This is a genomic window from Pengzhenrongella frigida (assembly GCF_004168625.1).
Classification (GTDB): domain Bacteria; phylum Actinomycetota; class Actinomycetes; order Actinomycetales; family Cellulomonadaceae; genus Pengzhenrongella; species Pengzhenrongella frigida.
This window is the reverse complement of the sequence record NZ_SDWW01000024.1, coordinates 41503-67336: the sequence shown is the minus strand read 5'-3', so window position 1 is coordinate 67336 and position 25834 is coordinate 41503. Positions and strand designations below refer to the sequence as shown.

At 73.5% G+C, this 25834-nt stretch carries 24 protein-coding genes; 6 read left to right on the top strand and 18 right to left on the bottom strand.

Annotation, left to right across the window (positions count from 1 at the left end):
* Positions 1-217: 217 nt before the first annotated feature.
* The 6 genes from EUA98_RS11215 to EUA98_RS11190 form a co-directional block, all read right to left on the bottom strand.
* Positions 218-2032: a putative bifunctional diguanylate cyclase/phosphodiesterase gene (locus EUA98_RS11215; protein ID WP_130102767.1), complete on the bottom strand. Its 1815-nt coding sequence runs from the start codon at positions 2030-2032 to the stop codon at positions 218-220.
* 77 nt (positions 2033-2109) lie between these two features.
* Positions 2110-3072 carry a DMT family transporter gene (locus tag EUA98_RS11210; protein ID WP_130102766.1) on the bottom strand — a complete coding sequence of 321 codons (963 nt, stop codon included), beginning with the start codon at positions 3070-3072 and terminating at the stop codon, positions 2110-2112.
* Positions 3069-4673 (bottom strand): xylulokinase, encoded by a 1605-nt coding sequence (locus EUA98_RS11205; RefSeq protein ID WP_130102765.1) that lies wholly within the window; start codon positions 4671-4673, stop codon positions 3069-3071. Before EUA98_RS11205 ends, EUA98_RS11210 begins: the two co-directional genes overlap by 4 nt.
* The gene (locus EUA98_RS11200) at positions 4670-5791 is read right to left on the bottom strand and encodes a zinc-dependent alcohol dehydrogenase (RefSeq protein WP_242511401.1); all 1122 of its coding nucleotides are present in this window, start codon (positions 5789-5791) and stop codon (positions 4670-4672) included. The genes EUA98_RS11205 and EUA98_RS11200 overlap by 4 nt, the downstream gene beginning before the upstream one ends.
* Before the next feature lie 104 nt (positions 5792-5895).
* Entirely contained in the window at positions 5896-6462 is a 567-nt protein-coding gene (locus tag EUA98_RS11195; protein WP_130102764.1) for a hypothetical protein, read from the bottom strand.
* Complete coding sequence (locus EUA98_RS11190) at positions 6459-6731, bottom strand: DUF2277 domain-containing protein (RefSeq protein WP_130102763.1); 273 nt, start codon at positions 6729-6731, stop codon at positions 6459-6461. The genes EUA98_RS11195 and EUA98_RS11190 overlap by 4 nt, the downstream gene beginning before the upstream one ends.
* A 56-nt stretch (positions 6732-6787) precedes the next feature.
* On the opposite strand from EUA98_RS11190, the gene EUA98_RS11185 reads away from it, so the two are divergent.
* Together EUA98_RS11185 and EUA98_RS11180 are read left to right on the top strand one after the other, a co-directional pair.
* The gene (locus tag EUA98_RS11185) at positions 6788-7402 is read left to right on the top strand and encodes a nitroreductase family protein (protein ID WP_130102762.1); all 615 of its coding nucleotides are present in this window, start codon (positions 6788-6790) and stop codon (positions 7400-7402) included.
* 97 nt (positions 7403-7499) lie between these two features.
* Entirely contained in the window at positions 7500-9638 is a 2139-nt protein-coding gene (locus EUA98_RS11180; RefSeq protein ID WP_130102761.1) for a phosphoinositide-specific phospholipase C-related protein, read from the top strand.
* Between the two features lie 38 nt (positions 9639-9676).
* Here EUA98_RS11180 and EUA98_RS11175 read toward each other — a convergent pair whose 3' ends face one another.
* From EUA98_RS11175 to EUA98_RS11165, 3 genes are all read right to left on the bottom strand, one after another.
* Positions 9677-10150: a VOC family protein gene (locus tag EUA98_RS11175; protein WP_130102760.1), complete on the bottom strand. Its 474-nt coding sequence runs from the start codon at positions 10148-10150 to the stop codon at positions 9677-9679.
* 62 nt (positions 10151-10212) lie between these two features.
* A complete protein-coding gene (locus tag EUA98_RS11170) occupies positions 10213-11118 on the bottom strand; it encodes a DUF4349 domain-containing protein (RefSeq protein WP_165372800.1) in 906 nt (301 codons plus the stop codon).
* Positions 11119-11239: 121 nt separating this feature from the next.
* Complete coding sequence (locus EUA98_RS11165) at positions 11240-11728, bottom strand: hypothetical protein (protein WP_130102758.1); 489 nt, start codon at positions 11726-11728, stop codon at positions 11240-11242.
* A gap of 68 nt (positions 11729-11796) precedes the next feature.
* Between EUA98_RS11165 and EUA98_RS11160 the strand changes: the two genes are divergently transcribed.
* Positions 11797-12192: a DUF1622 domain-containing protein gene (locus EUA98_RS11160; RefSeq protein ID WP_130102757.1), complete on the top strand. Its 396-nt coding sequence runs from the start codon at positions 11797-11799 to the stop codon at positions 12190-12192.
* Positions 12193-12362: 170 nt separating this feature from the next.
* On the top strand, positions 12363-13262 hold the full coding sequence (locus tag EUA98_RS11155) for a universal stress protein (RefSeq protein ID WP_130102756.1): 900 nt from the start codon (positions 12363-12365) through the stop codon (positions 13260-13262).
* On the opposite strand, the gene glgX is transcribed toward EUA98_RS11155, so the two are convergent.
* From glgX to EUA98_RS11135, 4 genes are all read right to left on the bottom strand, one after another.
* Entirely contained in the window at positions 13225-15372 is a 2148-nt protein-coding gene (glgX, locus tag EUA98_RS11150; protein WP_130102755.1) for a glycogen debranching protein GlgX, read from the bottom strand. The two genes, EUA98_RS11155 and glgX, sit on opposite strands and share 38 nt — an antisense overlap.
* Positions 15369-17351 (bottom strand): acyl-CoA dehydrogenase family protein, encoded by a 1983-nt coding sequence (locus EUA98_RS11145; RefSeq protein ID WP_130102754.1) that lies wholly within the window; start codon positions 17349-17351, stop codon positions 15369-15371. Before EUA98_RS11145 ends, glgX begins: the two co-directional genes overlap by 4 nt.
* Before the next feature lie 77 nt (positions 17352-17428).
* Positions 17429-18082, bottom strand: coding sequence for a 3-oxoacid CoA-transferase subunit B (locus EUA98_RS11140; protein ID WP_207219054.1), 654 nt, complete (start codon positions 18080-18082; stop codon positions 17429-17431).
* 4 nt (positions 18083-18086) lie between these two features.
* On the bottom strand, positions 18087-18872 hold the full coding sequence (locus EUA98_RS11135; protein ID WP_130102775.1) for a CoA transferase subunit A: 786 nt from the start codon (positions 18870-18872) through the stop codon (positions 18087-18089).
* Positions 18873-19099: 227 nt separating this feature from the next.
* Between EUA98_RS11135 and EUA98_RS11130 the strand changes: the two genes are divergently transcribed.
* Complete coding sequence (locus EUA98_RS11130; protein ID WP_130102753.1) at positions 19100-19795, top strand: MOSC domain-containing protein; 696 nt, start codon at positions 19100-19102, stop codon at positions 19793-19795.
* Here EUA98_RS11130 and EUA98_RS11125 read toward each other — a convergent pair.
* On the bottom strand, positions 19788-20540 hold the full coding sequence (locus tag EUA98_RS11125; protein ID WP_207219053.1) for a DNA alkylation repair protein: 753 nt from the start codon (positions 20538-20540) through the stop codon (positions 19788-19790). The genes EUA98_RS11130 and EUA98_RS11125 overlap by 8 nt on opposite strands.
* 121 nt (positions 20541-20661) lie before the next feature.
* Here EUA98_RS11125 and EUA98_RS11120 point away from each other — a divergent pair, with 121 nt between their 5' ends.
* A complete protein-coding gene (locus EUA98_RS11120) occupies positions 20662-22053 on the top strand; it encodes a phosphoribosyltransferase (protein ID WP_130102752.1) in 1392 nt (463 codons plus the stop codon).
* On the opposite strand, the gene EUA98_RS11115 is transcribed toward EUA98_RS11120, so the two are convergent.
* Genes EUA98_RS11115 through EUA98_RS11100 form a run of 4 tightly spaced genes read right to left on the bottom strand, consistent with a single transcriptional unit; the run spans position 21948 to position 25820 of the window.
* Positions 21948-22592 carry a YdeI/OmpD-associated family protein gene (locus tag EUA98_RS11115; RefSeq protein WP_130102751.1) on the bottom strand — a complete coding sequence of 215 codons (645 nt, stop codon included), beginning with the start codon at positions 22590-22592 and terminating at the stop codon, positions 21948-21950. The genes EUA98_RS11120 and EUA98_RS11115 overlap by 106 nt on opposite strands.
* A gap of 53 nt (positions 22593-22645) precedes the next feature.
* Positions 22646-23413 (bottom strand): FHA domain-containing protein, encoded by a 768-nt coding sequence (locus EUA98_RS11110; protein ID WP_242511400.1) that lies wholly within the window; start codon positions 23411-23413, stop codon positions 22646-22648.
* The gene (locus EUA98_RS11105) at positions 23410-24693 is read right to left on the bottom strand and encodes a vWA domain-containing protein (protein ID WP_130102750.1); all 1284 of its coding nucleotides are present in this window, start codon (positions 24691-24693) and stop codon (positions 23410-23412) included. The genes EUA98_RS11110 and EUA98_RS11105 overlap by 4 nt, the downstream gene beginning before the upstream one ends.
* On the bottom strand, positions 24690-25820 hold the full coding sequence (locus EUA98_RS11100; protein ID WP_130102749.1) for a PP2C family protein-serine/threonine phosphatase: 1131 nt from the start codon (positions 25818-25820) through the stop codon (positions 24690-24692). The genes EUA98_RS11105 and EUA98_RS11100 overlap by 4 nt, the downstream gene beginning before the upstream one ends.
* Positions 25821-25834: the final 14 nt, after the last annotated feature.

The following is a 25834-nucleotide window of genomic DNA, read 5'->3' as shown; positions in this document are numbered from 1 at the left end:
AACAGTACCCCGACGCAACAGCGCCGAGAAACAGTCGACATGGGGTGGTTGCCTTCCGGGACCAGCCACCGTCTCGCGCCGTGAGGCACTGCGGTGTCCGTTCCTCCCTGCTGGGCAACAACGTGAACACTACGCAGCGGGCCTGGGAGCGTCAAATCCCGGCGGGGTGGCGATCGTCACCCCGCCGATCGAGCCGCGCGGCAGCGACCGCGCGGCCTCAATGGAGCCGCGCCGACAGCTCGAGGGCGGGCATCGGTCGGGCGAAGAAGAACCCCTGTGCGAGCTCGCACCCGACGCTCACGACCTCGTCGCGCTGCGCCGCTGTCTCGACGCCCTCGGCCGTGACCGTCTTGTCGAGGTCGTGGGCGAGGTGCGTGATGGCCGCGACCATGGTGGACGCGGCCGGGTCGCGCCCCAGGTCGGCCACGAAGCTCTGGTCGATCTTGACGATGTCGACCGGGAACCGGCGCAGGTAGCTCAACGAGCTGTACCCGGTGCCGAAGTCATCCAGGGCGAGCCGCAGGCCGAGCAGCTTGAGATCGCCGAGCACGCCCATCGCACGGTCGCCGTCCGCCACGAAGACCCCCTCGGTGACCTCGAGCACGAGCGCGGCGGGGTCCATCTCGGTCGCGCGGAGGACCTCGGCGACCGACGCGACGAAGCCCGGCGCCATGAGCTGGTGCGCCGAGACGTTGACCGAGAGGTCGAGCGGGTGCCGGGGGTGCTCGGCGAGCCATCGGCCCCGGTCCCGGCAGGCACGATCGAGCACCCACCCGCCGATGCCCGCGATCAGGCCGCTCTGCTCGGCGACGGCGACCGCGGCGGCGGCGGGGACCGGCCCGCGCGCGGGGTGGGTCCACCGCAGCAGGGCCTCGACCCCGATGACCGAGCCGTCGATCGAGCGCACGATCGGCTGGTACGCCACGTCGAGCGCCGCACCGGCGAGCGCCGCGCGCAGGTCGCGCTCGAGCTCGTTGCGGTCGTGCGCCTCCTCCGCGAGGCGCAGGTTGATCACCTGATGGGTCGCGCCGCCGCGCCGCTTGGCCTGGTACATCGCGATGTCGGCGTCGAGCACGAGGTCGTCGCTGACGGCTTCGCCGGCCCCGGCATAGGCGATTCCCACGCTGGCGGTGGCGGCGATCTCGACCCCCGACAGCGCGAACGGCGTCGCGAACGCCTCGTCGATGCGTTCGACGAGGACGTCGACGTCGGTCACGTGCGAGAGGTCCTCGCACAGGAAGACGAACTCGTCGCCCGAGACCCGCGCCAGGGTGTCGCCGGGGCGCACGAGCGAGGCCAGCCGCCGCCCGACGGCGATCAGGAGCTCGTCGCCGACCGCGTGGCCGTAGGCGTCGTTGACGCGCTTGAAGTGGTCGAGGTCGACGAACAGGACCGCGACCGCACCGTGCGTGCGCAGGGCGCGATGGGAGGCATGTTCGATCCGCTCCTGGAGCAGGGCCCGGTTGGGCAGACCGGTCAGGACGTCGTGGAGCGACCGGTCGCGAAACCAGTCGGCCGCCTGGGTCGCCTCCTGCCGCGCCTGCGCGTTGAGGAGGTACGCCGCGGCGACGTCGGCCAGGGTCTGCGCCGCATCCTGCGCCGCGGCAGTGAGCGCCCCGGGGCGGTCCCGGTAGAGGTCGAGCGCACCGATGCGCGCCTCTCCGTGCCGCATCGGGAAGGTGAACACCGCCGCCATCCCGGCAGCCACCGCCGCAGGGCCGAACCGCGGAAACCGACGATCGGCCGCAAGGTCGGGCACGAAGACCGCCTGCCCCGTCCGGAACGCCGTCAGGCAGGGCCCCTCGGCGAGCGACGCCTGCAGTCGTTCGAACCGGAGCGCCTCGTCGTTGGAGGCCGCGATGTACTGCGGGGCCAGGCCCGGCGAGATCACCGTGATCCCGGCACCGGTGATCGGCAGGACCTCGGGGATCCGCTCCACGAGCTGATCGAGGATGGCCTGGATCGGGAAGTCGGTGAGCAACGTCCTGGCGAAGTCGCTGAGCACCGACGCCATCCGCTTCTCGTGAACCACGGCACCTCCCGGGCTCCGGTCACGACCTCCCCGCCGGGTCCGAGCGGGTCACGCCTCAGCGCGAGTCTCGTTCCACGCTATCGGGCGGCTGTGACCACCGCACCCGACTCCTGGAGCACGACGGCAGCGCTCCCCTGGTGCTCCCGGTGGAGCCGTTCGATCCGTCGACCCCACGCAGTTCCCACGACGATCGCGGCGGCACCGAGCAGCCCCATCCACCCGATCCGGTCACCCGCGATCACCACCCCGATGGCCAGCGCCCAGATCGGTTCGGTGCCGAGCAGGAGGCTGACGCGCGACGGCGAGGTCAGGCGCACGGCCCACATCTGCACGACGAAGGCGAACACCGTGCAGATCAGCGCGAGATAGGCGAGCCGCACCCACTGCCCGACGTCGAGCTGAGGTGCCACCGCGACCATCGACTCCCCGACCCAGGGCGTGAGCGCGCAGAAGACCACCGCGCAGACGCTCAGCTGGACGAAGGTGAGCGTGAAGGCGTCGTGACGGCGCCCGGCGGAGAGCCGGTGCATCGCCGTGACGTGCACGGCCCGGACGGCGGCCGCGAGCAGGATGAGCAGGTCGCCCCACGTCGGGGCCCCGACGGAGGATCCCGTCGCGAGGAGGGCGACCCCCACGACCGACAGCACAGCGGCGACGTAGAACCGGGGCGGCAGCCACGAGCGGCTCAGCGAGCTCTCGAGGAGCGCCGTGAGCACGAGCGTCAGGCTGATGATGAGCCCGGCGTTCGTGGCCGAGGTGCCCGCGATGCCGAACGTCTCCAGTGCGAACTCGGCGGCGAGGATCACCCCCAGCAGGACGCCTGTGCGCAGCTCGTCCCGGGACGTGCGGCGCAGCCGACCGAGGCAGAACGGCAGCATCGCGACCACGGTGAGGGCGAACCGCAGCGCCAGGATCGCGACGACGGTCGAGGGCACCACGAGCTCTTTTGCGGTGAGATACGTCGAGCCCCACACGAGTGCGACGGCGAGCAGCGAGGCGTCGATCCGCCCGGGACCCGCGGCAGTCCGCGCGGAGCTCACCGGCCCGGACCCGGCGGCTTCTGGCGAGCGACCGTCTGCGCAGCAGCCGCGAGCTCGCCGAAGAGACCCCGGAGCGCCGGGTACATCTGGCGGTAGACGGCGAAGAGCGCGTCGTAGCCCGGCGCGACGGCCGGGTCCGGCAGCACGTCACGGCCCGCCGGTTCGGTGCGCCCTGGCTGCGCGGTGTGCTCTGCCGGCGCGGTGCGCTCGGCCGGCCGGGCCGAGGACCTCGTCGAGGAAGCCGTACCTGACCCCGCCGCGGACCGGGCGAGGAACTCCCGGGCGAGAACCCCCGCGCCGGCGGCACTGACCTCGGAGTCGGCGCACACCCGCACCGCCCGGCCGGTGATGTCGGTGACGATCCGGATCCACAGCGGGCTGCGCGCGCCACCGCCGACCACCCGGATGACCTCGACCCGCTCTCCGGTCACCGCCTCGAGCCGCTCGAGGTGCAGCCGCAGCTCGAAGCCGACGCCCTCGAGGATCGAGCGGTACAGGTGCGCCGCCGTGTGCCGCCCGTGCCAACCGAGCGTGGCGCCGCGGGCGAGCGCGTCCCAGTGCGGGGTCTGCGCGGCGTTCCAGTACGGCAGCGTGAGCAGACCCTCCGCGCCGATCGGGATCAGTGCGGCGGCGGCCTCGAGCTCCGCCCCGGTGGCCCCGTCGGCGTCCGGCTCCCCGAACTGCTCGCGGCACCACGTCGCCACGTAGGCGGCCGCGTTGAGGACGGTCTCGAACGTGTAGGTCGCCGGCCGGATTCCGGCGAGGGTCCGGAACGCGGCGTCCCACCGGTACCCGTCGGACTGGATGCCGAGCACCATCGACGTGCCGAGGTTGAGGTAGGCGACACCGGGCTCGGTCGCGCCGAGGGCCAGGCCGGCCGACTGGCCGTCCCCGATCCCCGCCACGAGCGGCACCGGCCCCGGAAGGCCGAGCGCGCGGGCGGCGTCGGGCGTGAGCAGCGCGATCTGGTCCCCGGTGGCCACCAGCTCGGGCAGCTGGTCCGCGCGGACCCCGGCGAGGTCGAGAAGCTCGGCCGACCAGTCGCCGCGCTGCAGGTCGAAGAGCCCGAGCGTGTCGGCCGACCCCAGCCCGGTCGCCCAGCGACCGGTCAGCTGCCAGGCGAGGTACGCCTGGACGTCGCCGATGTGGACCGCGTCGGCGAGGATCGAGGGTTCGTGCCGGGCGAGCCAGGCGAGCTTGTAGATCGCGGGCGTCGTGTCCGGTGGCTTGCCCGACAGCTCGTGCACGCGCGCCGTCCCGAGCGAGGCGATCTCGTCGTGCGCCCGGCCGTCGAGCCACAGGATCGCCGGTCGCAGCGGTCGGCCGCCGGAGCCCAGGCAGACGAACGACTCCCGCTGGTGCGTGAGGCACAGGGCCGCCACCCTGCCTGGATCCGCAAGGGCTCCGACCGCCTCGGCGACGGCACTGCGGGTGGCCGCCCACCACTGCTCCGCGTCCTGCTCGTGCCACGCGGGCCGGGGCTGCGTCGTGCGCAGCGGGTAGGACGCCTGCGCGACGACGATCCCGGCGGAGTCGAGGACGACGGCCTTTGCCGCGGTCGTGGAGCAGTCGACCGCGATGACCAGCCCGGTGGTGCTCACGCGCCCGGAGCCACGATGATCTTCAGGCCGATGCGCTCGCTCGCGAGCCGGAACGCCTCGTCAGCCCGGTCGAGCGCGAACGTGTGGGACACGATCGAGGTCACGTCGACCCGGCCGTCGTCGACCAGGCGGATCGTGCGGGGGTACATCTCCTTCATCCGGCGCACCAGCTTGAGCGTCAGCCCCTTGCGGCGCGCGATCGACGCCGGGAAGGTCGTCGAGTCGTCGCCGGGGATCCCGGCCAGGACCACCGTGCCCCCGGGCTTGGCCGCGTGCACCGCAAGGCGGACGGCGTCGTCGGTCCCGGCCACCTCGAACGCGACGTCGGCGCCGCGGGCGCCCGTGGCCGCGTGCAGCGCCTCGAGGATCCCGTCGGAGCCCGGGTCCAGCACGACGTCGGCGCCCAGCGCCAGGGCGGCCTCGCGCCGGTGGGCCAGCAGTTCCACGGCGACGACCAGGCGGGCCCCCGCCGAGCGCGCGAGCTGGATCTGGCACAGCCCGATCGGGCCGCAGCCGACCACGACGACGACCGCACCGGTGCGTGGCTTGCCCAGGTCGTGCGCGTGCAGCGCCACCCCGAGCGGCTCGAGCATCGCGGCGTCAGCGTCGCTCAGCGCGTCGGGGACCCGGTGCAGCAGCGCCGTCGGCCAGGCGACGAGCTGGCGCAGACCGCCGTCGACCCCGTGCCCGGCGAACAGCACGGTCGGGCACAGGTTGCGGTTGCCCTCCAGGCACTGCTCGCACTCACCGCACGGGCGAGCGGGGTCCACCGCGACCCGCTGACCGTCGTCGGGGCCGCCCACGACGACCCCGGCGAACTCGTGACCGAGCACCAGCGGGTGGGTGAGCTGCGCGTCACCGATGCCGCCGTCGGTGAACCAGTGCAGGTCGGAGCCGCACAGCCCGACGGCGGTGACCCGCACCAGGCTCTCGCCGGTGGCCGGCACCGGCTGGCTCTCGTCGGTCACCCGGACGTCACCGACGCCGTGCAGGCGGGCGACCCTCATGCGACGACCGTCGTCCCGAACGTCGTCGACCGGACCGTCGTCGACCGGACCGTCGTCGACCGGAACACCGCTGCCGAGCTCGACCGGGTCCTTGCCACACCGTTGCTGCACATGGGCACTGACCCTAGACCGTGCGTCGGCGCCCTCCGTGGGCCGCAACGCCCGGGCGCCAGCGCCGCCACGGCCACCAGGCGTCGGGCCCCAGGTGCCAGGCGTCAGCGCGCGAGCAGCAGGACCGCGGTGACGATCGAGCCGAGCACCGCGAGCGGGATCGCGACGAGCGTGCCCACCAGCGCCGCGAGGGTGACCCGCAGGTCGTCGCGCAGGTAGGGGGCGTTGACCGGGCCACCCGCCGCGAGCAGACCCGCCCGCTGGGCGGCCTCGATCCGGGGGAAGAAGCGTGCGGTGCGCACCGCGTTCTCCGCCATCGCGGCCGACAGCGCGTCGAGCTCCTCCTGCACGGGGCTGACGGAGGGCTGGGCGTCGTACGTGACCACCGTCTGGTCGCCGGTGATCGTGCGGTGCAGGTGCAGGCTCTGCGTCTGCACCTGGAGCCGTTCGCGGCGGATCGCCAGGACGGCCACCGGGACGACCAGCACACCCGCCCACAAGAACGGGAGCCACGCGGCCCAGCCGTCGCCGGTCGCGCCGTACCCCAGCCCGAGGAGGGCGAAGATCCCGATCGGCCAGCCGGCCAGGCTGAGCAGGATGGCGCCGGGCCGGCGGGCCACCCGCACGAGGGTGGGCACCACCTGGTTCAGGACCTCTCCGGTCGCCGTCATGACGTCGCGAACCGCTGGGCCGACCGGGCGCGGCGCTCTGCGGCGACCACCTCCCGGTTCTTGGGAGGTGCCGACGTGACCAGGTCTGCCAGCAGATGCCCGGTCGCGTGCGCGATCTCCTCGACGGCGCGGTCGAACGCCTCCCGGTTCGCCTTCGACGGGGTGTTCGACCCGCTGACCTTGCGGACGTACTGCAGCGCGGCCGCCCGGACCTCGTCGTCGGTCGCGGCCGGGGCGAAGTTGTGGAGCGTATGAATGTTGCGGCACATGATCCGAGGCTAGTTCGCGGCACCGCCTGCGGACCAGCGCACGACATGATCGACCCATGGACTTCCAGGACGTCGTGCGCCGCCGCCACATGGTGCGGACGTACACCGCCGACCCCGTCGACCCCGACGTCGTCGACCGGATGCTGCGCAACGCGCTGCACGCACCGAGCGCGGGCTTCAGCCAGGGATGGGCCTTCCTCGTCCTGGACCGCCCGGCCGACGTCGACCGCTTCTGGGCCGCGGCGACCCCGTCCGGTGCCACCCCCGGCCGATGGTTGCGGGGCATGCGCACCGCTCCGGTCGTCATCGTGCCGCTGTCGTGCAAGGCGGCGTACCTCGGCCGGTACGCCGAGCCGGACAAGGGCTGGACCGACCAGGAGGAGGCGCGCTGGTCGGTGCCGTACTGGCACATCGACACCGGGATGGCCGCCCTGCTGATCCTGCAGACCGCCGTCGACGAGGGCCTCGGCGCGTGCTTCTTCGGGATCCCGCCCGGCAACGACGGCGCCGTGCGCGCCGAGTTCGACGTGCCGGGGCACTTCACCCCGATCGGGGCGATCACCCTGGGCCATCCCGCGCCCGCCGAACCGGTGCGCGGATCGGCGGCCTCGCGCCCCCGCAAGGGCGTCGAGGAGGTGGTGCATCGGGGCGGATGGTCGCAGCCGAGCTGATTCCCTCGAGCGCCGATTCCCTCGAGCGCCGTGGTCCCCTACCGTGCTTGCAGGCGCGCGCACGCATCCGCGCCCGGGGCCGGGACGGGAGCTCATCGTGCGTCATTGGATCGCGTGGGGCGTCTTCGCCCTTGCCGCGCTGCTGGTGGCCCTGGCCGGCCTGGCCGGGCTCGTCAACCGCGAGGTGCTCGACGGCCCGCGGTTCGTCGCGAACGTCGAGCAGGTCCGGCAGGATCCCGACGTCGCCCGCGCCATCGGGGCCGAGGTCGCCGACGTCGCGGTGGCGCGGCGGGCCGACCTGGTCGCCGTCAAGCCGCTCATCGCCCAGGTCGCCGCCGGGGTCGTGGCGAGCGACGCGGTCAGGCCGATCTTCCGGGTCGCCGCCACCCAGGCCCACACCGCGCTGACCACACCGGACTCCACCACCGTCGTGCTCCGGCTCGCGGACCTCGGCGCCGTGGTGACCGCGCTGCTGCGCACCTCCGCACCCGAGGCGGCCGCAGCCATCCCGCCGGACCTGCCGGTCACCCTGTCCACCGTCGGCGGGCAGGGTGGGTTCGTGGGCGCCGCGGTTGCGACCTCGCAGCGTGCGACCACGCTCGCCTGGCTGCTGCCGGCGCTGGCGATCGGCTGCCTCGCACTGGGGGTGCGCGTGCATCCGCGCCCTCGGGAGGCGATCCACGGCGCGGGGATCGCCGTGGCGGCCGGGGGCGCGCTGCTGCTCGTGGCGGCGATCGGCCAGCAGGTGTGGGCCGCCTCGCTCGACCGCTCGACCCTCGCCGGTGCGGCCGGGGCGGCGCTGCTGACCACGTTCGGCGGTCCCCTGGTCCAGATCGCGACGCTCACCCTCCTGCTCGGCGGGGTCGTCGCGCTGATCACATCGGCCACCCTGCCCGCGACCGACGTCGACCGCCGGGTGCGCGCGGTCCTGCGGCGGGCCGCCGGGCGCCCGACCTCGACCGGGTTCGGGATCGCGCGCGGCCTGGTGATGGCGGTGTCCGGCACGGCCCTGGTGCTGTGGCCGGACGCGACGCTGCGGGGGCTCGCGGTGCTGGCCGGCGTGATCACCGTGCTCTATGCGCTGGACCAGCTCACCGGTGCGGCCCGCCGCGCCCGAACCCGCGAGGATCGGACGACCGGCACGCCGGCCGGATCGGCACCGCCACCGGTGCGCACCGGTCGTCCGGGCTGGTGGGTGCCCGCCGCGGCCGCGTCGGTCGCCGTCGCGCTCGTCGGGGCCCTGCTCGCCGTGAGCGCGACCCCGCCCCGGCCTGTCGCGGCGGCGGACGCGACCGACCCCGCGCTCACGACCTGCAACGGAAGCCAGGTGCTGTGCGACCGACGCTATGACGAGGTCGCGTTCCCGGCCGCCCACAACGCGATGACGGCCGAAGACGCCGGCTTCTACCTCGCCGAGCAGCCGACCGGGATGGTCGGCCTCCTCGACCGGGGCGTCCGCGTGCTGCTCATCGACACCTGGTACGGCCAGCCGGTGGCGAGCGGCGCGGTCCTCACCGCCCCGGCGAACTTCGCCGCGGCGGGGGCACAGGCGCGGGACGAGTTCGGGCCGGAGATCGTCGAGTCCGTCAATCGGATCGTCAGCCAGCTCCAGGCCGGCGGCGGCCCGCCCAGCGGTCCGATCGCGCCCTACCTGTGCCACACGTTCTGCGAGCTCGGCGGCACTCCCCTGCTGTCCGAGCTGCAGGGCGTGCGGGCCTGGATGGCCACCCACCCGACCGAGGTCGTCACCCTGTTCATCCAGGACGCCGTGACCCCGGCCGACACGGCGGCGGCCTTCGATGCGGCCGGCCTGACCGGCGCCGCCTATGTACCGGCGGCCCCCGGGGCCCCCTGGCCCACGCTCCGCTCGATGGTCGAGACCGACCGACGCCTCGTCGTGCTGATGGAGAACGACGGCGGCGGGGCCGAGCATCCCTGGCTGCTCCAGGGCTTCGACTACGTGCAGGACACCGGGTACGAGTACCCCACCGTCGAGTCGTTCGACTGCGCGCTGAACCGGGGCGACCCCGATGCGTCGTTGTTCCTCGTCAACCACTGGTTGAGCGGCTTCAGGTCGCTGTACACCGATGCCCAGACGGTCAATGCCGACGGCGTCCTCGGTGCCCGCCTGACGCGCTGCGCGACCGAGCGTGACCGGCTGCCGAACTACGTCGCGGTCAACTGGGTCAACCTCGGTGACCTGACCGTGGTCGTGGACCGGCTGAACGGGCTCTGACCGCACCTCACCTCGGCCGCAGGAAGGCTTCGGCGGAGTCAGCCCTCGGCCGCTGCGCGGAGCGCCGCGATGTCGAGCTTGCCCATCCCGAGCATCGCCTGCATCGCCCGGCCCGACCGCGCCGGATCGGGGTCGCCGAGCAGCTCTCCGAGGACCGACGGCACGATCTGCCACGAGAGCCCGAACCGGTCCTTCAACCACCCGCACCGGCCCGGTTCCCCGCCCCCGCTCGTGAGCGCTGCCCAGAGGCGGTCGATCTCGTCCTGGGCGTCCGTGCGGACGAACAGCGAGATCGCCTCGGTGAAGGGCCGCCCGGGACCGCCGTTCAACGCCTGGAAGCTGGTCCCGTCGAGCTCGAACGCCACCGACATCGCGGTGCCCGCCGGGAGCGGCGCGCCCTCGCCGTAGCGCGAGACGCCGAGGATCGTCGAGTTCGCGAAGGTCGCCACGTAGAGCTCGGCGGCTTCCTCGGCCTCGCGGTCGAACCACAGGAACGGACTGATCTTCTGCATCGCACCCACCCGCGCTCTCGTGTCTGGACCTCGGTCCGCGCCGTTCGCCACCGGGGCTGTGGTCAGGAGGCGACCTCCGGCATGGAGGTCGCCGTCGGCGACCGGCGTCGCCGCACGACCCGCCGCGCCACCAGTATCACCGCAGCCACCGCACCGAGGAAGACCGCCCAGGGAAGCAGGACCCCGACGGCGATCAGGACGCCCCGCAGCGCCGCGACCAGCGAGCCCCAGCCCGTTCCGAGCGCCGACCAGAACCCGCTCGGCCCCGTCGTCGCCTCGGCCTCAGCGATCGCCTCGGGCTGGAGGTCGAGCGTGATCGTCGCCAGGGCGACCTGGCCGGCGAGCGCACCGCGCTCCGCCTGCTTCGCTTCCAGGTCCCCCTGGCGGGCCGCCAACGTGGACTCGAGAGCGAGCAGGTCGTCGCTGGTGGTCGCCACGCCCATGAGCGCCTCCAGGCGTCCCACCGAGACCATGAGCGCGGAGATCCTGGCGTCGAGATCCTGCGCGGTGCCGGTCACATCGGTGGCGGTGAGCTGCACCTGGCCGACCTCGCCCAGCGCCTTGAGCTGCTCGAGGGTCTCGGTGACCTTGGGCGCCGGGATCCGGACGACCAGGCGCGCACTGGCAGATCGTTCGTCGGACGCCGACACCTCGACACGCTCATCGACCCGGCCACCGGCCGCCTCGGTGAGCTCGCTCGCTCGCTGGGCCGAGGCGGCCGGGTCCCGGACGACGAGCGACACCGAGCCAGAGGTCACGACCTGCCGGTCGATGGCTGCGACCGTGCCCACCGCCGCTCCAACATCCCCGGCGACGTCGGCAACAGCACCCACCGCCCCCTCGCCGAGCGAGCCGGCCTCGTCCGCGACGGAGGTGTTGGCGAGGGAGCTGTCCGACGAGGCGCTGCACCCGGTGAGCAACCCTCCGCCGAGAAGGAGCAGTACGACCGGCACCGCGATGCGTCTCATCCGCCGACCGTAGGGGCGCGCGAACCGCAGCATCGGGTTTCGCTCGTGATCGTGACCGGATCGGGATCACATCGAGATCAGACGCCGATCCCCCGGGTCGATCAGCGGACGAACACGGCGATCAGTGCACGAACACCTTGAGCGCCAGGATGGCGAGCCCGAACGCCCCGGAGATCGCCATGTTGAGCAGGACCTTCGGCCAGCTCAGCTTCTCCTGTCGCCCGATCACGAACCCGTAGGTGAACAGCGCCCCGATCCCGACCGCCATCGCCAGATCGACCGCCGTCGCGCGGGGGACGATGCCGGTCACGCCGAGCATGAGGGCGAGCAGGATCGGCCAGCTGGACTGGAGCATCGGCCACTCGGCGATCGCCAGCGACACCATCTCGTCGCGCCGGAGCGGTCGCCGCGCGACCACCCGTGCGGCGAGGCCGAGCGAGTAGACATGGGCCAGCCAGAAGACCACCGAGGTGCCCAGGACGAGGATCGCGGCCTGGTCGATCGTCTCGGGCTCGTGCCCGGCGGCGGCCACCACGGTGGTCGCCAGGATCGTTCCGTAGATCGCCCCCGCCACGTGGTGGGCGCGATGGACCAGCGCGACCTCGCTCACACGCCAGATCGTAGCCGCCCAGGCATCCAGCCACCCGGGTCGCACGGCGGCAACTAGGGTGCTGAGGCATGGGGTTCGCGGAGGCGATGGAGCATGTGGCGCAGCTCTTCGAGGGGATCGGGGCGGCCGTCCTGCTCGTCGGCCTGTTCGTGGCCGTCGGGATCTCGGTCCGGTCCTGGCGGCGATCGCGAGACGGGCGGCAGGCCTACCAGGTGCTGCGGGAGGCGTTCGGCGGCGTCATCCTGCTCGGGCTGGAGATCCTCGTGGCCGCGGACCTCGTGCGCACCGTGGCGGTCGCCCCGACCCTCGAGAACGTCGTGATCCTCGGTTTGATCGTGCTGATCCGGACGTTCCTCAGCTTCTCGCTCGAGATCGAGATCGAGGGGGTCGTGCCCTGGCGCCGCGCCTTCACGAGCGGCGCGACCCATATCGCTCGCGCGGCGGGCCGGGGCGAGACGGGCTAGCAGCGGCCCTTCACGACCCGCCCGCACGCGGGCGAGCTACCGGCCCGCATGCGGGCAGACGGCCGGCGCGCGCGGGCAACTGGGGACCGAATACCCGGGACGTCGACCGTGCCGACCGGCCAGGGTGGGGATATCGGCACCGTTCGCGCGCCTGGATCTGGAGGGTTCTCATGAAGACCGACGGCCCCGTGGTGATCGCGCTGGACGGCTCCCCGCACAGCGAGCAGACCCTGGACTGGGGCCTCGCCGAGGCCACCCGCCGGCACGCTGAGGTGCTCCTCGTCCGCGTCTTCGAGCTCCCGCGCGAGTTCGCCGAGTGGAGCTGGTACCCGCTGATCGACGAGGACCTCGGCTTCGAGACCGTCGCGAAGGAGTACCTCGCCGAGCTGCGCACCCGCGAACGGCAGCGTCACCCGGACCTGACGATCGACTCGCGCGAGCCGCACGGCGCGGAGGTCCCCGAGCTGCGCCGGCTCAGCGAGACGGCGCAGCTGCTCGTGATCGGCGCCGCCGGGCACGGCAGGCGGCCGCGGGTCGGCTCGGTCAGCGGACACCTCGCCGCGCACGCCCGCTGCCCGGTCGCGGTGGTGCGGGCCGCCCCGGCCGATCCGGCGGCGCCGGTCGTGGTCGGGGTCGACGGGTCACCCGAGTCGGTCGCCGCCGCGCGCACCGCGGCTGGTGCGGCGGCTCTGCGGCAGGTGCCGCTCGTCGTCCTGCACGCCCGGCCGGTCGTCGCCAGCGCGTTCGGACGCGGCGCCCCCGTGCTGGCCACGCTCCCCGAGAGCTACGCCGCACCGACCGATCCCACCCAGAAGGCGGCGCAGGAGATCGTCGACCGGCTCGGGGTGGAGCACCCGACCGCGGACATCCGGCTGGAGGTCGTGGCGGACGACCCCGTGCATGCCCTGGTGGACGCGTCTCGCCGGGCCCAGCTCGTCGTGGTCGGGTCGCGCGGACTGGGTGCTTTCCGCGGGATGCTGCTCGGCTCGGTGAGCCACGAGGTCCTCCGCGACGCCGCCTCGACCGTGCTGATCATGCACGACGGCCGGGACGACGACCGGGACGAGTGAGCGCGGCCCTCAGCACGACGATCGACTGGGGAGCGACGCGCACGAGGCTGCCCACCGCGCGCCCGGCGCGGTCGAGGTCGCCGGTGTCCAGCTCGACCAGCCACCGCTGGTCGACCCGCTCGGCCGGGATCGTGAAGTCGATCGCCTCGCGCCAGCCGTTGACCAGCAGCAGGAAGTCGTCGTCAAGCAGGAGGGTGCCGTCGCTGGCCCGATCGGGCGCATCGTCCCCGTCGAGCGCGACCGTGAGTCCTCGCGCCAGCGGATCGCCCCAGTTCTCTGTCCGCATCGGCCCACCCGCCGGGGTGAACCAGGTCAGCTCGGCGAGGTCCACCCCGGACAGGAACCGCCGACGGCGAAACACCGGATGCGCCCGGCGCAGCGCGACGACCCGGCGGGTGAAGGCCAGCAGGTCCGCGTCCACGCCAGCCCAGTCGAACCAGCTGAGCTCGTTGTCCTGGCAGTAGGCGTTGTTGTTGCCCCGCTGGGTGCGACCGAGCTCGTCACCGCCGAGCAGCATCGGGACGCCGAACGACAGCAGCAGGGTGGTGAGCAGCGCCCGCTGCCGTCGGGCGCGCCCGACGAGGACGACGGCGTCGTCGGTCGGGCCCTCGGCGCCGCCGTTCCAGGAGCGGTTGTCGCCGGAACCGTCACGGTTGTCCTCACCGTTGGCCTCGTTGTGCTTGTGGTCGTACGAGACGAGATCGCGCAGCGTGAAGCCGTCGTGGGTGGTGATCAGGTTCACCGACGCGGTCGGGCGGCGGTCGGACGCGTGGAACAGGTCGGACGAGCCGGCGAACCGGGTCGCGAAGTCGCCGATCCGGCCGTCCTGCAGACGCCAGAAGTCCCGCATCGTGTCGCGGTAGCGGCCGTTCCACTCGCTCCACAGCGGCGGGAACCGGCCGAGGTCGTAGCTGTCCGCCTGGCCCACGTCCCACGGCTCCGCGATCAGCTTGACCCGCGAGATGACGGGATCCTGGCTCACGATGTCGAAGAACGCCGCGAGGGTGTCGAACCCGCCCTCGGCCCGCGCCAGGCTGGGGGCCAGGTCGAACCGGAACCCGTCGACGTGCATGTCCGTGACCCAGTACCGCAGCGCGTCCATGATCAGCCGCAGGCACCCCGGGTCCCGGACGTTGAGCGAGTTCCCGCACCCGGTGGTGTCGAGATAGTGGCGCCGATCGGCGGGGTCGAGGCGGTAGTAGGCGGGGTTGTCCAGCCCCCGGTGGCACAGGGTCGGCCCGCCCTCACCACCCTCGGCGGTGTGGTTGAACACGACGTCGAGCACGACCTCCAGCCCGGCCGCGTGCAGGGTCCGGACCATCTCCTTGAACTCGGTCACCTGGCCGCCGTCCTGGTCCGCCGCGACGCGGGCCGAGTACCCCGCGTGCGGGGCGAAGTAGCCGATCGTGTTGTAGCCCCAGTAGTTGGTCAGCCCTCGGGCGCGCAGGAACTCCTCGGGGACGCTGTGATGGACCGGGAGCAGCTCGACCGTGGTGATGCCGAGCCCGACCAGGTGCCCGACGGCGGCCTCGTGCGCCAGCCCCGCATACGTCCCACGCAGCTCCGGCGGGACGCCGGGGTGCGTCCGGGTGAACCCCGCGACGTGGACCTCGTACAGCACCGAGTCGGCCAGCTGGTGCTCCGGGCGATGATCACCCTGCCAGTCGAAGGCCGGGTCCACGACGAGGGACACCGGGACGTGGCCGGCCGAGTCGAGCGTGCTGGGGTGGTCCGGGAAGGCGGGGTCGTGACCCAGGACGTGATCACCGAGGTCGACCTCGCCGGCGATGGCCCGGGCGTAGGGATCGAGCAGCAGCTTGGCGGAGTTGCAGCGCAGCCCCCGGGCGGGGTCGAACACCCCCGAGGCCCGGTAGCCGTAGCGCTGACCGGCGCCGATGCCGGGGACGAAGGCGTGCCAGACCCCGGCGTCCTCGTCCAGCAGCGGGATCGAGGTCTCGGTGCCGTCCGGGTCGATCAGGCACAGCGTCACGGCCTCGGCGACCTGGGAGCCGACGGCGAAGTTGGTCCCCGCGGACCCGTCCGGTCCGATCGCTCGCGTCGCGCCGAGCGGGTACGGGCGCCCCGGGGTGGCCCGCGGGCCGGTGGTCATCGGTAGCGGCGGCGCACGGAGACCTTCGGCGACGGGCCGGTCGTCGGCGGTGAGATCCAGGGCCCGGTGCCTTCCGACGCGTCGATCACGCCGCGCTCGAGCCAGGTCGCCTCGCCGGCCAGCACTGCCGTCGCCAACCGCCGGTCGGGCCCGTCGGTGCTGTGCCGGAGCTCGCGGAACAGCGCCTCCACGCGGGCCCGGGACTGCGCGCAGAAGACCTCCGCCAACCGGTAGGCGGCCTCCCCGGTGACCTCGTCCCGCGAGCGGAGCGACTCCGCCCGCGTGCACACGGCGGCCATCGCGAACAGCTCGGCGCCGATGTCGACGATGCGCCCCAGCAGCGCCTGCTTCTGGTCCAGCCCGGCCTGCCAGCGGGACATCGCGTAGAAGGTGCGCCGGGCCAGGGTGCGCGAGGCGCGCTCGACGTACCGCAGCTCCCCGGCCAGGCGGCCGAACTCGCCGTACGCGCCGGGCAGGGTCCCCTTGCCGACCACCAGCTGGGGCAGCCAGCGCGCGTAGAAGCCGCTGGCGGCCACGGCCGCGGCGGCCTTGGCCCGCAGACCCGCCTCGGACGATGCGAGGTCCCCCGCCGCCGCGAGGTGCGCGTCGACCGCCTCGCGCGCGATCAGCAGCCGCATGATCTCGGACGAACCTTCGAAGATGCGGTTGATCCGCATGTCGCGCAGCAGCTGCTCGGCGGCGACCGCCCGCTCGCCGCGCGCCGCGAGCGAGTCGGCCGTCTCGTACCCGCGCCCGCCGCGGATCTGCACGAGCTCGTCCGCCACCCGGTAACCCATCTCGCTCGCCCACAGCTTGGCCAGGGCCGCCTCGATGCGCACGTCCTTCTGCCCGGCGTCCGCGAGCGCCGCCGAGAGCTCGAACACGGCCTCGAGGGCGAACGTGGTGGCGGCGACGAAGGCGAGCTTCTTGCCGACGGCCTCGTGCTCGCCCACCGGCCTGCCCCACTGCACCCGCTCGGCCGACCACTCCCGCGCGATCTTGAGCGCCCACTTGCCGCCACCGGCGCAGATCGCCGGGATCGAGAGCCGGCCGGTGTTGAGCGTCGTCAGGGCGATCTTCAGTCCCTGCCCCTCCCGGCCGAGCCGGTTCGCGACCGGCACGCGCACGTCGTGGAAGTGCGTCAGCCCGTTCTCCATACCCTTGAGGCCCATGAACGCGTTGCGGTTCTCGACCGTGATGCCCGGGCTGTCCGCCTCCACCACGAACGCGCTGATCCCGCCGGGCCGGCCGGCGTGCGGCGGGACCTGGGCCATCACGACCAGCAGCTCGGCGATCGGGCCGTTCGTGGTCCAGAGCTTGACGCCGTCCAGGACGTACTCGGACCCGTCGTCGCTGAGGGTCGCCGTCGCACCCATCCGCGCGGGGTCGGAGCCGACGTCCGGCTCGGTGAGCAGGAAGGCGGAGATGGCGCCGCCCGCGCACCGCGGGAGGAACTCGCGCTTCTGCGCCGCGGTGCCGAACATCCGGACCGGTTCCGGCACCCCGATCGACTGGTGCGCGGAGACCAGCGCCCCCAGGCTCGGATGCACCGAGCTGACCACCATGAGGGCGCGCCCGTAGTAGAGCAGCGACAGCCCGAGCCCGCCGTACCCCGGCGGGATCTTCATGCCGAACACGCCGAGCGCCGTCAGGCCCGCGAGGTACTCGTCCGAGATGCGATCCTCGCGTTCGATGCGGCGCCCGTCGAGGGTGCGGCAGAAGGCGGTGAGCCGCGCCAGGAACGCGTCGCCGCGCTCGGCGGCCTCGGGGCTCGGCTGCGGGTGCGGGTGGATCAGGTCGAGGTCGAAGTCCCCGAGGTACAGCCCCTTGGCGAAGCTCGGCCGGACCCACTCTGTCTCCCGCGCAGCCTCGGCCACCTCGCGTGCCCGGCGCTCGCTCACGTCCGTGCTGGCCGGCACAGCACCCGTGCCGCTCGACACAGCACCCGTGCTGGCTGGCACCGCATCCTTGGTGGTCATCTGAGCCCCCTGGTCGAGTCCCGCGGATCTAGGACTTTTGATGCTAGGGGACCTCGGACAATTCGGGCGGTCGGCGGCTACGCCAGCGGCAGCAGGTCCGGATGCAGGGTCAGCTCGGGCTCCGTCGCGGCCCGCACCTCAGCGAGCGTCACGCCTGGCGCGACCTCGCGCAGCACCAGTCCCCCGGACGTCACGTCGATGACTGCCAGATCGGTGATGATCCGGTGCACCACCCGCCGACCGGTCAACGGGAACGAGCACTCCTCGAGGATCTTCATCGACCCGTCGCGCGCACAGTGCTCCATCAGCACGATGACCCGGGTCGCGCCGTGCACGAGATCCATCGCGCCGCCGGGGCCTTTGACCATCTTGCCGGGGACCATCCAGTTCGCCAGATCTCCCCGGGCCGAGACCTGCATCCCGCCGAGGATGGCCGTGTGGATCTTGCCGGCGCGAATCATGCCAAAGCTCATCGCCGAGTCGAACAGCGCCGCGCCCGGCACCAGGGTCACAGACTCCTTGCTGGCGTTGACCAGATCGGGATCGACCTCGGCCTCGGTCGGGTACGGCCCTACCCCGAGGATGCCGTTCTCCGAGTGCAGCATCACGGTGAACCCGGCCGGGACGTAGTTCGACACCAGGGTCGGCAGGCCGATCCCCAGGTTCACGTACGACCCGTCGACGAGCTCGAGAGCGGCACGCATCGCCATCTGTTCGCGTGAGATCCCCATGTCCTCACACCCCCGCAGACGGTTCGACAGCGGCGCGCACGCGCCGTTTCTCGATCCGTTTGGGCACATCACGGCCGACCTCGACCACGCGGTGCACGAACACCCCCGGCAGGTGGATCTCATCGGGATCGAGCTCGCCCGGCTCGACGAGCTCCTCCACCTGCGCGATCGTCACCCGGCCGGCCATGGCGGCGATCGGGGAGAAGTTCCGCGCGGAGCGGTGGAAGACGAGGTTGCCGTACCGGTCGCCGCGCTCGGCGTGCACCAGCGCGAAGTCCGTGGTGATCGCCTCCTCGAGGACGTACTCGCGGGTCACCCCCCGCACGGTGAACTCGCGGACCTCCTTGGCGCGCGAGGCCAGCGCGATCCCGCCGGCGCCGTCGTACCGCAGCGGCAGCCCGCCCTCGGCGACCAGGGTGCCGACGCCGGTCTGGGTCCAGAACGCCGCGATGCCCGACCCGCCGGCGCGCAGCTTCTCCGCCAGCGTCCCCTGGGGGACCAGCTCGAGCTCGAGCTCGCCCGAGAAGAACTGCCGCCCGAACTCCTTGTTCTCGCCGACGTACGACGACGTCATCCGGCGGATCCGGCCCGCGCCCAGCAGGACGCCCAGGCCCCAGTCGTCCACGCCGCAGTTGTTGCTGACGATCTCGAGGTCGCGCACCCCGCCTGCGAGCAGCGCCTCGATCAGCGCGATCGGGTTTCCGCACAGCCCGAAGCCGCCGACGGCGATCGTCGCACCCGCCCCGACGTCGGCAACGGCCAGCTCGGGCGAGGCGACCACCTTGTCGATCCCCGGGGCCGGTGACGTCTCAGGCGCTGGCGACGTCTGAGGCCGAGCGGCGACGGGCGGACGGGGCGTGGAACGGTGCGGCACAAGAACTCCATCGGTCTGCGCTGGACGGGTCGGGTCGGGCGGCCTCGCAGGTTCGAGTATGACGCCCCCGAGAAGGCAGAACCGGGGACTTCTCGCCCGGTCGTGCGCCCTGCGGGACACTCCCGAGGCCGTACCGTGGCCGCATGCCGGTGATCTCCGTGAACGTCGCCCATCCCCGCGCAAACCCGGGCAGGGGGCCGAGCACGACCGGGATCGACAAACGCCCTGTCGACGGCCCGGTCAAGGTCACCGCACCGGGACCGAAGGGCACCGGCGCCGTCGGGCTCGCCGGTGACCAGGTCTTCGACGTCAGGCACCACGGGGGCACCGACCAGGCCGTGTACGCCTACGCGCGCGAGGACCTCGACCGGTGGGAGCGCGTGCTGGACACCGAGCTGACCGGCGGCAGCTTCGGGGAGAACCTCACGACGGCCGGGGTCGACGTGTCCGGCGCCCTCATCGGCGAACGCTGGCGGATCGGGCCCGACCTCGTCCTGGAGGTGTCGTGCCCGCGGATCCCGTGCGGCACGTTCCAGGGATGGCTGCGGGTGGACGGCTGGATCAAGGAGTTCACCCGTGCCGCGCGGCCCGGGGCCTACCTGCGCGTGATCGAGCCGGGCGAGATCCGTGCGGGCGATGACGTCGAGATCGCGCACCGACCCGACCACGACGTCACCATCGCGGTGACGTTCCGCGCGCTGACCCTCGAACCGGAGCTCCTGCCCCGACTGCTGGTCGCGGCGGCCCTGCCCGCGGAGAGCCTGGACCTCGCCCGCAGACGGACCACGTCCGCCGTCGGCACGCAGCCCGCGCCGGCGGCGGGCCGCGCGGTCACCTGACCCCGTCCGTGGGGCGCGCGACGGCCGGTGGCGCCGGGACGGCGCCGGTGAGGTAGGCGGCGCGCCGGTCGGCCGGGAACTTCTCGATCGCGTACCGCAGCATCGTGCGGGGCATGGCGGCGTGGTGCCGGGCGAGGAAGGCCTCCTCGACGGCGCGATCACGGTTGCCGATCTCCCGCAGCATCCAGCCGACGGCCTTGTGGATGAGGTCGTGCTCGTCGTGCAGCAACCGCTCCGCGAGCTCGAGCGTGCGCTCGAACCGGCCCGCGCGGATGAAGGCGAACGTCGCCATGACCGCGATCCGCCGGTCCCAGACCGACGACGAGGCGGCAAGCCGGTCCAGCACGGCGCTGTCCCGGTCCAGCAACCAGGGACCGAGCAGGTAGGGCGCGCTGGAGTCGACCAGGTCCCAGTTGTTGATCCGGGTCGTGTCTGCGAGCAGCACCTCGACGATCGCCCTGCGGTCGGGGGTGCCGCCGGCGTCGAACTTGCGCACCAGCACGAAGATCGCGGTCAGGCGCTCCTCGTGCCACGGGCTGCCCAGCAGATCGTCGACGGCGTCGAGCTCCAGCGTGCGCCAGTGCCGGCGGGCCACCGCACGCTGGGCCGGCACCGGTACGCCGAGGACCTGGTCCCCCTCGCCGTACCCACCCGGTGCGATCTGCAGGTACCGCGCAAGACCGACCGCCCGCTGCGGGTCCGCCGCGGCGGCCAGCTCGGCTCGCACCTCATCGATCGCCGCCACACGGTCAACGTAGCGGCTGACCGGACCGCAGGCGGGTCCCGGTCCCCGGTGCTAGACCGGGAGGACCACCTGCTTGCGCCGGTCCCGGCCGGCCGGGCCCCGCCGACCGAGAGGTGCCACCGTGGCCGTGTTCGCAGATCGCGTCGAGGCAGGCAGGCAGCTGGCCGGACGGCTGACCCACCTGCGCGGCCGGGACGTCGTCGTGCTCGGCCTGCCGCGCGGCGGCGTTCCCGTCGCCGCCGAGGTCGCCCGGACCCTCGAGGCCCCGCTCGACGTCATCGTCGTGCGCAAGCTCGGCCTGCCGTTCCAGCCCGAGCTGGCGATGGGCGCCATCGGCGAAGGCGGGGTCCGCTTCGTCGACGCCGACCTGGTGGCCCGCGCCCGCGTCACGGCGGACGAGCTGGACGGCGTCGAGCGGCGGGAACGTGCGGCGCTCGAGGTTCGGGTGGCGCGCCTTCGCCGGGGACGCGAGCGGATCGACCTGACCGGTCGGATCGCGCTGATCGTGGACGACGGCATGGCGACCGGGTCCACCGCCCGCGTGGCGTGCGAGGTGGCGCGGGGGCTCGGTGCGTCCCGGGTGGTCCTCGCGGTCCCCGTCGCACCCGCCGACGTCGTGGACAACCTGACCGAGCCCGACGAGATCGTGTGCGACCGGATGCCCACGCCCTTCGTGGCGGTCGGTCGCCACTACCGTGACTTCTCGCCGACCAGCGACGAGGACGTGATCGCGGCGCTCGACGAGGCGGCGCGGCGCGTGCACGGCCGGGTGGTCGACCCGCCGCCCGTCACCGGGCGCGACGTCGAGATCCCCATCGAGGCCGGCCTGCTGGCCGGACGCCTGGACCGGCCCGAGCAGGCGGCGGGGGTCGTGGTGTTCGCGCACGGCAGCGGCAGCAGCCGGCACAGCCCGCGGAACCGGTTCGTCGCGTCGGTCCTGCACCGCGCGGGGCTCGGCACGCTCCTGCTGGACCTCCTCACCCCGCGGGAGGAGCTCGACCGCGCCAACGTGTTCGACATCCCCCTGCTCGCGCACCGCCTGGGTGAGGCGACGCAATGGCTCCGCGACCGGCCGGAGGCCGCGGGCGCCCGGATCGGCTACTTCGGGGCGAGCACCGGCGCCGGGGCTGCACTCTGGGCCGCAGCAGACCAGGGCGCGCAGATCTCGGCGGTGGTGTCTCGGGGTGGCCGTCCGGATCTGGCGGCCCCGCGGCTCGCGGAGGTCCGTGCGCCGACCCTGCTCATCGTCGGCGGCGCCGACACGACGGTGCTCGAGCTCAACCGGCGCGCCCAGACGCGCCTCACCTGCCCGAACCAGCTGGACATCGTGCGGGGGGCCACCCATCTGTTCGAGGAACCGGGCACGCTCGCCGAGGTCGCGCTCCTGGCGAGCGGCTGGTTCAACCGCTACCTGCGGGCGTCCGGTGATTCGGCCGATCCGGGTGGCCCGGCCGAGCCGGGCGATCCAGCCGATCCGGTCGGTCCGGGCGCGGCACCGTCGGCGGCGAGCTGAACGATCTCGCCGATTCGGCGCTCTCGGGTCGTCGCCCGCCGGGCGGTGGCCACCCACCACAGGTACTGCTTGCGGAGCGAGTCGCTCCAGCCGTCGAACCCTGCCCGGGCCGTGGGCGCTGCATCGAGTGCGGCGGCCAGATCCGGCGGGACGAGCAGGGCGTCGATGTCGTCGAGGACCGTCCAGGACCCGTTCTCCTGCGCGCGCTGCACGGCGCGCTCCCCCGCCTCCGTCATGAGCCCCCGCTCACGGAGCCGCACCACCCGGTCGCGGTTCACCCTCGACCAGGTGCCCGTCGGGCGCCGTGGCGCGAACAGGATCACGCTGCGCCGGTCGTCCAGGCGCCGCAGCGTGCTGTCGATCCAACCGGCGCAGAGCGCCTCCTCGACCGCCTCGTCGAGCGTGCAGCCCCCCGGGCCCGCCCCCTTGCGGCGGATGACCAGCCACACTCCCGGGCTCGTCCCGCCGTGCTCGGCGAGCCACTGTCGCCACCCGGACCTGTCCTCCGGTTCGACCTGCTCGCGCGCCACCGTGACCATGCTCGCCCCCTCTCTCGGGCGCTCAGCCGGGCTGTGCTCAGCCGGAGCTCTGCTCAGCCGGCTACCTTCTCCTCGTCCGTGGCCCGCCGCACGACGAGCCGGGTCCACGCGCCGACATAGACCCGGTCCCCCTCGGCGAGCTCGCGCCGCTGCCCCGGGGGCAGAGGTTCGGTCGGCAGCGGCCCGCTGTCCGGGCCGAGGTAGGTGCCGTTGGACGACTGGAGGTCCTCGATCCACCAGCGCGTGCCGTCCGTGGTCAGCTGGGCCTGCCGGCGGCTGACCCCGATGTCGCCGTCGCAGTCGACCTCCGGGTGGATGCTCCGACTCTTCGACACCCGCCCGACGAGGACGCTGCGCACCCGCAGCGGCACGATCACCGGCAGCCCGGGCGACGGGCAGGTCTCCTCGCTCTCCTGCTCGGCGTACCAGTCCGGGTCGACCCAGACCTCCACGACCCACTCGAGCGGCACGGCCGGCGCGAGGGATCCCTCGGGCGCCGCCGGGCTGGCGGGAACGGCGCCGGCCGCCGAGGCGGACGCCACGACGCGGGGCATCGCCCCGGTCGTGAAGTCGTACCCGCACGCCTCGCAGAACAGCGCGTCGGCGACGTTCGCGGTCTGGCAGTTCACACAGATCTGGGCCCCGCCGGTCGCAGCGGTCGTAGCGGGCGCAGCGGTCGTAGCGGGCGCAGCGGTCGGTGCGGCGGCGCCCGACCCGGTCAGCGCGGCCGCACCGGCACCGTCCGCCATCGGTGCCCCGCAGACGTCGCAGTAGTCCGTGGCGCCGCTCGCGTGCCCGTTCGGGCAGGTCGCCGCGCTCACTTGCGGACCCGCGTGGTCTTGGTCGACGCCGTGTCCAGCGCCATCTCGTCGAGCCGATCGACGGCCTTGCGCAATCGCACCTTGCCGGTGCCGGGCTCGTCGATGTCGACGACCTTGCGCAGCTTGGACGTCGCCTCCTCGTTGCCCGTCTCGGAGGCGAGCTGCACCGCGCGGCCGAGCTTGGCGGTCGCCGTGGCGGTGTCGCCGACGGCCTTCGCAGCCAGCCCCTCCTGGATCGCCTCGGCGAGCTCGGTCTGACCGGTGTAGTGCGCGACCTCCGGGTTGATCCGGGCGGTGAGCTCGTTGTCGTCGGACCACTTCGCCTTGACCAGCCCCTGGGCCAGGACCTCGTCCCCGACGGCGAGCTGCACGCGGGCGGCGAGCTGTTCCTGGCCGACGCCGCGCGCGGCCGAGACCCGCACCGCCACGTGGAAGTCCCGCGACTCGTCGCCCCAGCTGCCGGTCGGGTAGGCCCCGGTGAGGGCGTTGATCTCGCGGCGGCGACCGGACAGGTCTTCGACCGCCGGGGCGACCTGACGGACGAACAGCACCTGGGCGCCCTGCGGGGCCCACACCCGCAGGTCGGCCGAGGCGACCCCACGGCCCATCGAGGCCCGCATGATCGTCTCGAACTCGGCGGCCATCTCGTCCGGGGTGGGGATGAGGTCCACCGTCCCCATCAGGGCGGTCGCGATCCGGCGGACCTCGCCGACCTGCCAGTCGGCGCCGACCCCCCGGCAGTCGCACTGGAACCGGCCGCTCGCGGCGGCGATCCGGCGGGTCAGCTCGGCGGGGGTCTCGTGCTGGTTGTTGCCGTCGGTGAGCAGGATCGCGTGCCGCTGGGCGGCCGACGGGACGCTCGCGAACACCGCGGTGGCGAGCTCGAGCCACGTCCCCATCGCGGTGCCGCCCTCGGGCACGAACGTGCCGATCGCTGCGCGCGCCGCCGCCCGGGTCGAGGCGTCCATGCGGGCCATCCCGAGCTCGCCCGCCGGGGCAGGGTAGGCCAGACGCGCCACGTGGCTGCCGGCGATGACGGCGAACCAGGTCCCGTCGAGGACCTGGTCGAGAGCGGCCGCGGCCGCCAGCTGCGCGGCCCGGATCCCGACCGGTCCCATCGAGCCGGAGGTGTCGACGATGACGATCTCGGCGGCCTCACCCGCCCCGGTGTGCCCGGCCTGACCCGCACCGGTGCAGGTGACCGTGACGATCGCGTGGACGTCCGTGGCGCCGTCGGCCAGGAACTCGTTCTGGTACACCTGCGCCGAGAATTCGGTCATCTCGATGATCCCGTCTGATCGCGTGGAAGGGGTGAGTCCGGGTCGGCGCCGAGCCGGGCCAGCACCACCGTGATGTTGTCATGCCCGCCCTGCCCGTTGGCCCAGTCGACCAAGGCTGAGGCGGTCGCGAGCGGCTCGCCGGCGACCGTCGCCGCGATCCGCCGCACGAGCGCGCCGAGCTCGTCGGCCGGGGAGCAGTAGTTCCACAACCCGTCCGAGCACACCACGAGCCAACCCGGCCCGTCGACCTCCATCGTGGTGATGCGTGGCGTGTGGTCGGGTGCGTCCACGCCGAGCCAGCGCGTGATGGCGTGCGCCTGCGGGCCCGACTCAGCCTGGTCCCGCGGTACCCCGACGGCGATCTGCTCGGCCGCCCACGAGTCGTCTGTGGTCAGGAACCGCGCCTGACCCGCGTCCGGCAGCCAGTACGCGCGACTGTCCCCGACCGACCCGGTCACGATCCGCCCGCGCTCGACCACGGTGGCGACGAACGTGCACGACGGCGGGCTGTCCCCGTGGTCGTGCGAGGTCGCTGCCGCGACGGCTCGGCTGGCGGCGTCGGCCGCGGCCTCGAGGCGTGCGCCGATCACGGCCACCAGCCCGGCGCTCGTGTCCAGGCCCTGCGCGCGGGGCCCGGCCAGCGTGTCGAGCGCCGCCCGGGCGGCGGCGAGGCTGGCGACGTCGGAGTCCTCGGAGGACGAGACGCCGTCGCACACGACCAGCACGGCGTGGCTGCCGGGTGCCTCGCTCGCGGCGACCGCGAGCGCGTCCTCGTTGCGGTGATGACGAATCCCGCGGTCGCTGACCGCCCCCACCCACGCCTGCGGCTGCTCCACGACGTGGTCCCGCGCACGGGGGGCCTTGGCGCCGCAGGAGGTGCAGTAGCCGTCGGCGTCGACGACGCCGCCACACTCGCGGCAGGGCACGGGCTCGGGAACCGGCACGGGCACCGGCCCCGCAGGGTCGGGGACCGGCGCGGCCAGGATCTCTCCGGGCGGCGTGGCGCCCTGACCCCCGGCCGGGGTCGGCAGGTCCGTCCCGCACGCCTCGCAGAAGCGCGCGCCGATCGCCGCCACGGCACCGCACGAGCCGCACACCGGCAACGAGCTCACCACGGCGCCGCTCATCGCAGCGCCCATCG

Bases quoted from the DNA above. Each gene is read 5' to 3' on its own strand.
- EUA98_RS11195 (WP_130102764.1), bottom strand. From the start codon at position 6,462: ATGACGGCGACCGGAGAGGTCCTGAACCAGGTGGTGCCCACCCTCGTG.
- EUA98_RS11190 (WP_130102763.1), bottom strand. From the start codon at position 6,731: ATGTGCCGCAACATTCATACGCTCCACAACTTCGCCCCGGCCGCGACC.
- EUA98_RS11185 (WP_130102762.1), top strand. From the start codon at position 6,788: ATGGACTTCCAGGACGTCGTGCGCCGCCGCCACATGGTGCGGACGTAC.
- EUA98_RS11175 (WP_130102760.1), bottom strand. From the start codon at position 10,150: ATGCAGAAGATCAGTCCGTTCCTGTGGTTCGACCGCGAGGCCGAGGAA.
- EUA98_RS11170 (WP_165372800.1), bottom strand. From the start codon at position 11,118: ATGAGACGCATCGCGGTGCCGGTCGTACTGCTCCTTCTCGGCGGAGGG.
- EUA98_RS11160 (WP_130102757.1), top strand. From the start codon at position 11,797: ATGGGGTTCGCGGAGGCGATGGAGCATGTGGCGCAGCTCTTCGAGGGG.
- EUA98_RS11155 (WP_130102756.1), top strand. From the start codon at position 12,363: ATGAAGACCGACGGCCCCGTGGTGATCGCGCTGGACGGCTCCCCGCAC.
- glgX (WP_130102755.1), bottom strand. From the start codon at position 15,372: ATGACCACCGGCCCGCGGGCCACCCCGGGGCGCCCGTACCCGCTCGGC.
- EUA98_RS11145 (WP_130102754.1), bottom strand. From the start codon at position 17,351: ATGACCACCAAGGATGCGGTGCCAGCCAGCACGGGTGCTGTGTCGAGC.
- EUA98_RS11140 (WP_207219054.1), bottom strand. From the start codon at position 18,082: ATGGGGATCTCACGCGAACAGATGGCGATGCGTGCCGCTCTCGAGCTC.
- EUA98_RS11130 (WP_130102753.1), top strand. From the start codon at position 19,100: ATGCCGGTGATCTCCGTGAACGTCGCCCATCCCCGCGCAAACCCGGGC.
- EUA98_RS11115 (WP_130102751.1), bottom strand. From the start codon at position 22,592: ATGGTCACGGTGGCGCGCGAGCAGGTCGAACCGGAGGACAGGTCCGGG.
- EUA98_RS11105 (WP_130102750.1), bottom strand. From the start codon at position 24,693: ATGACCGAATTCTCGGCGCAGGTGTACCAGAACGAGTTCCTGGCCGAC.
- EUA98_RS11100 (WP_130102749.1), bottom strand. From the start codon at position 25,820: ATGAGCGGCGCCGTGGTGAGCTCGTTGCCGGTGTGCGGCTCGTGCGGT.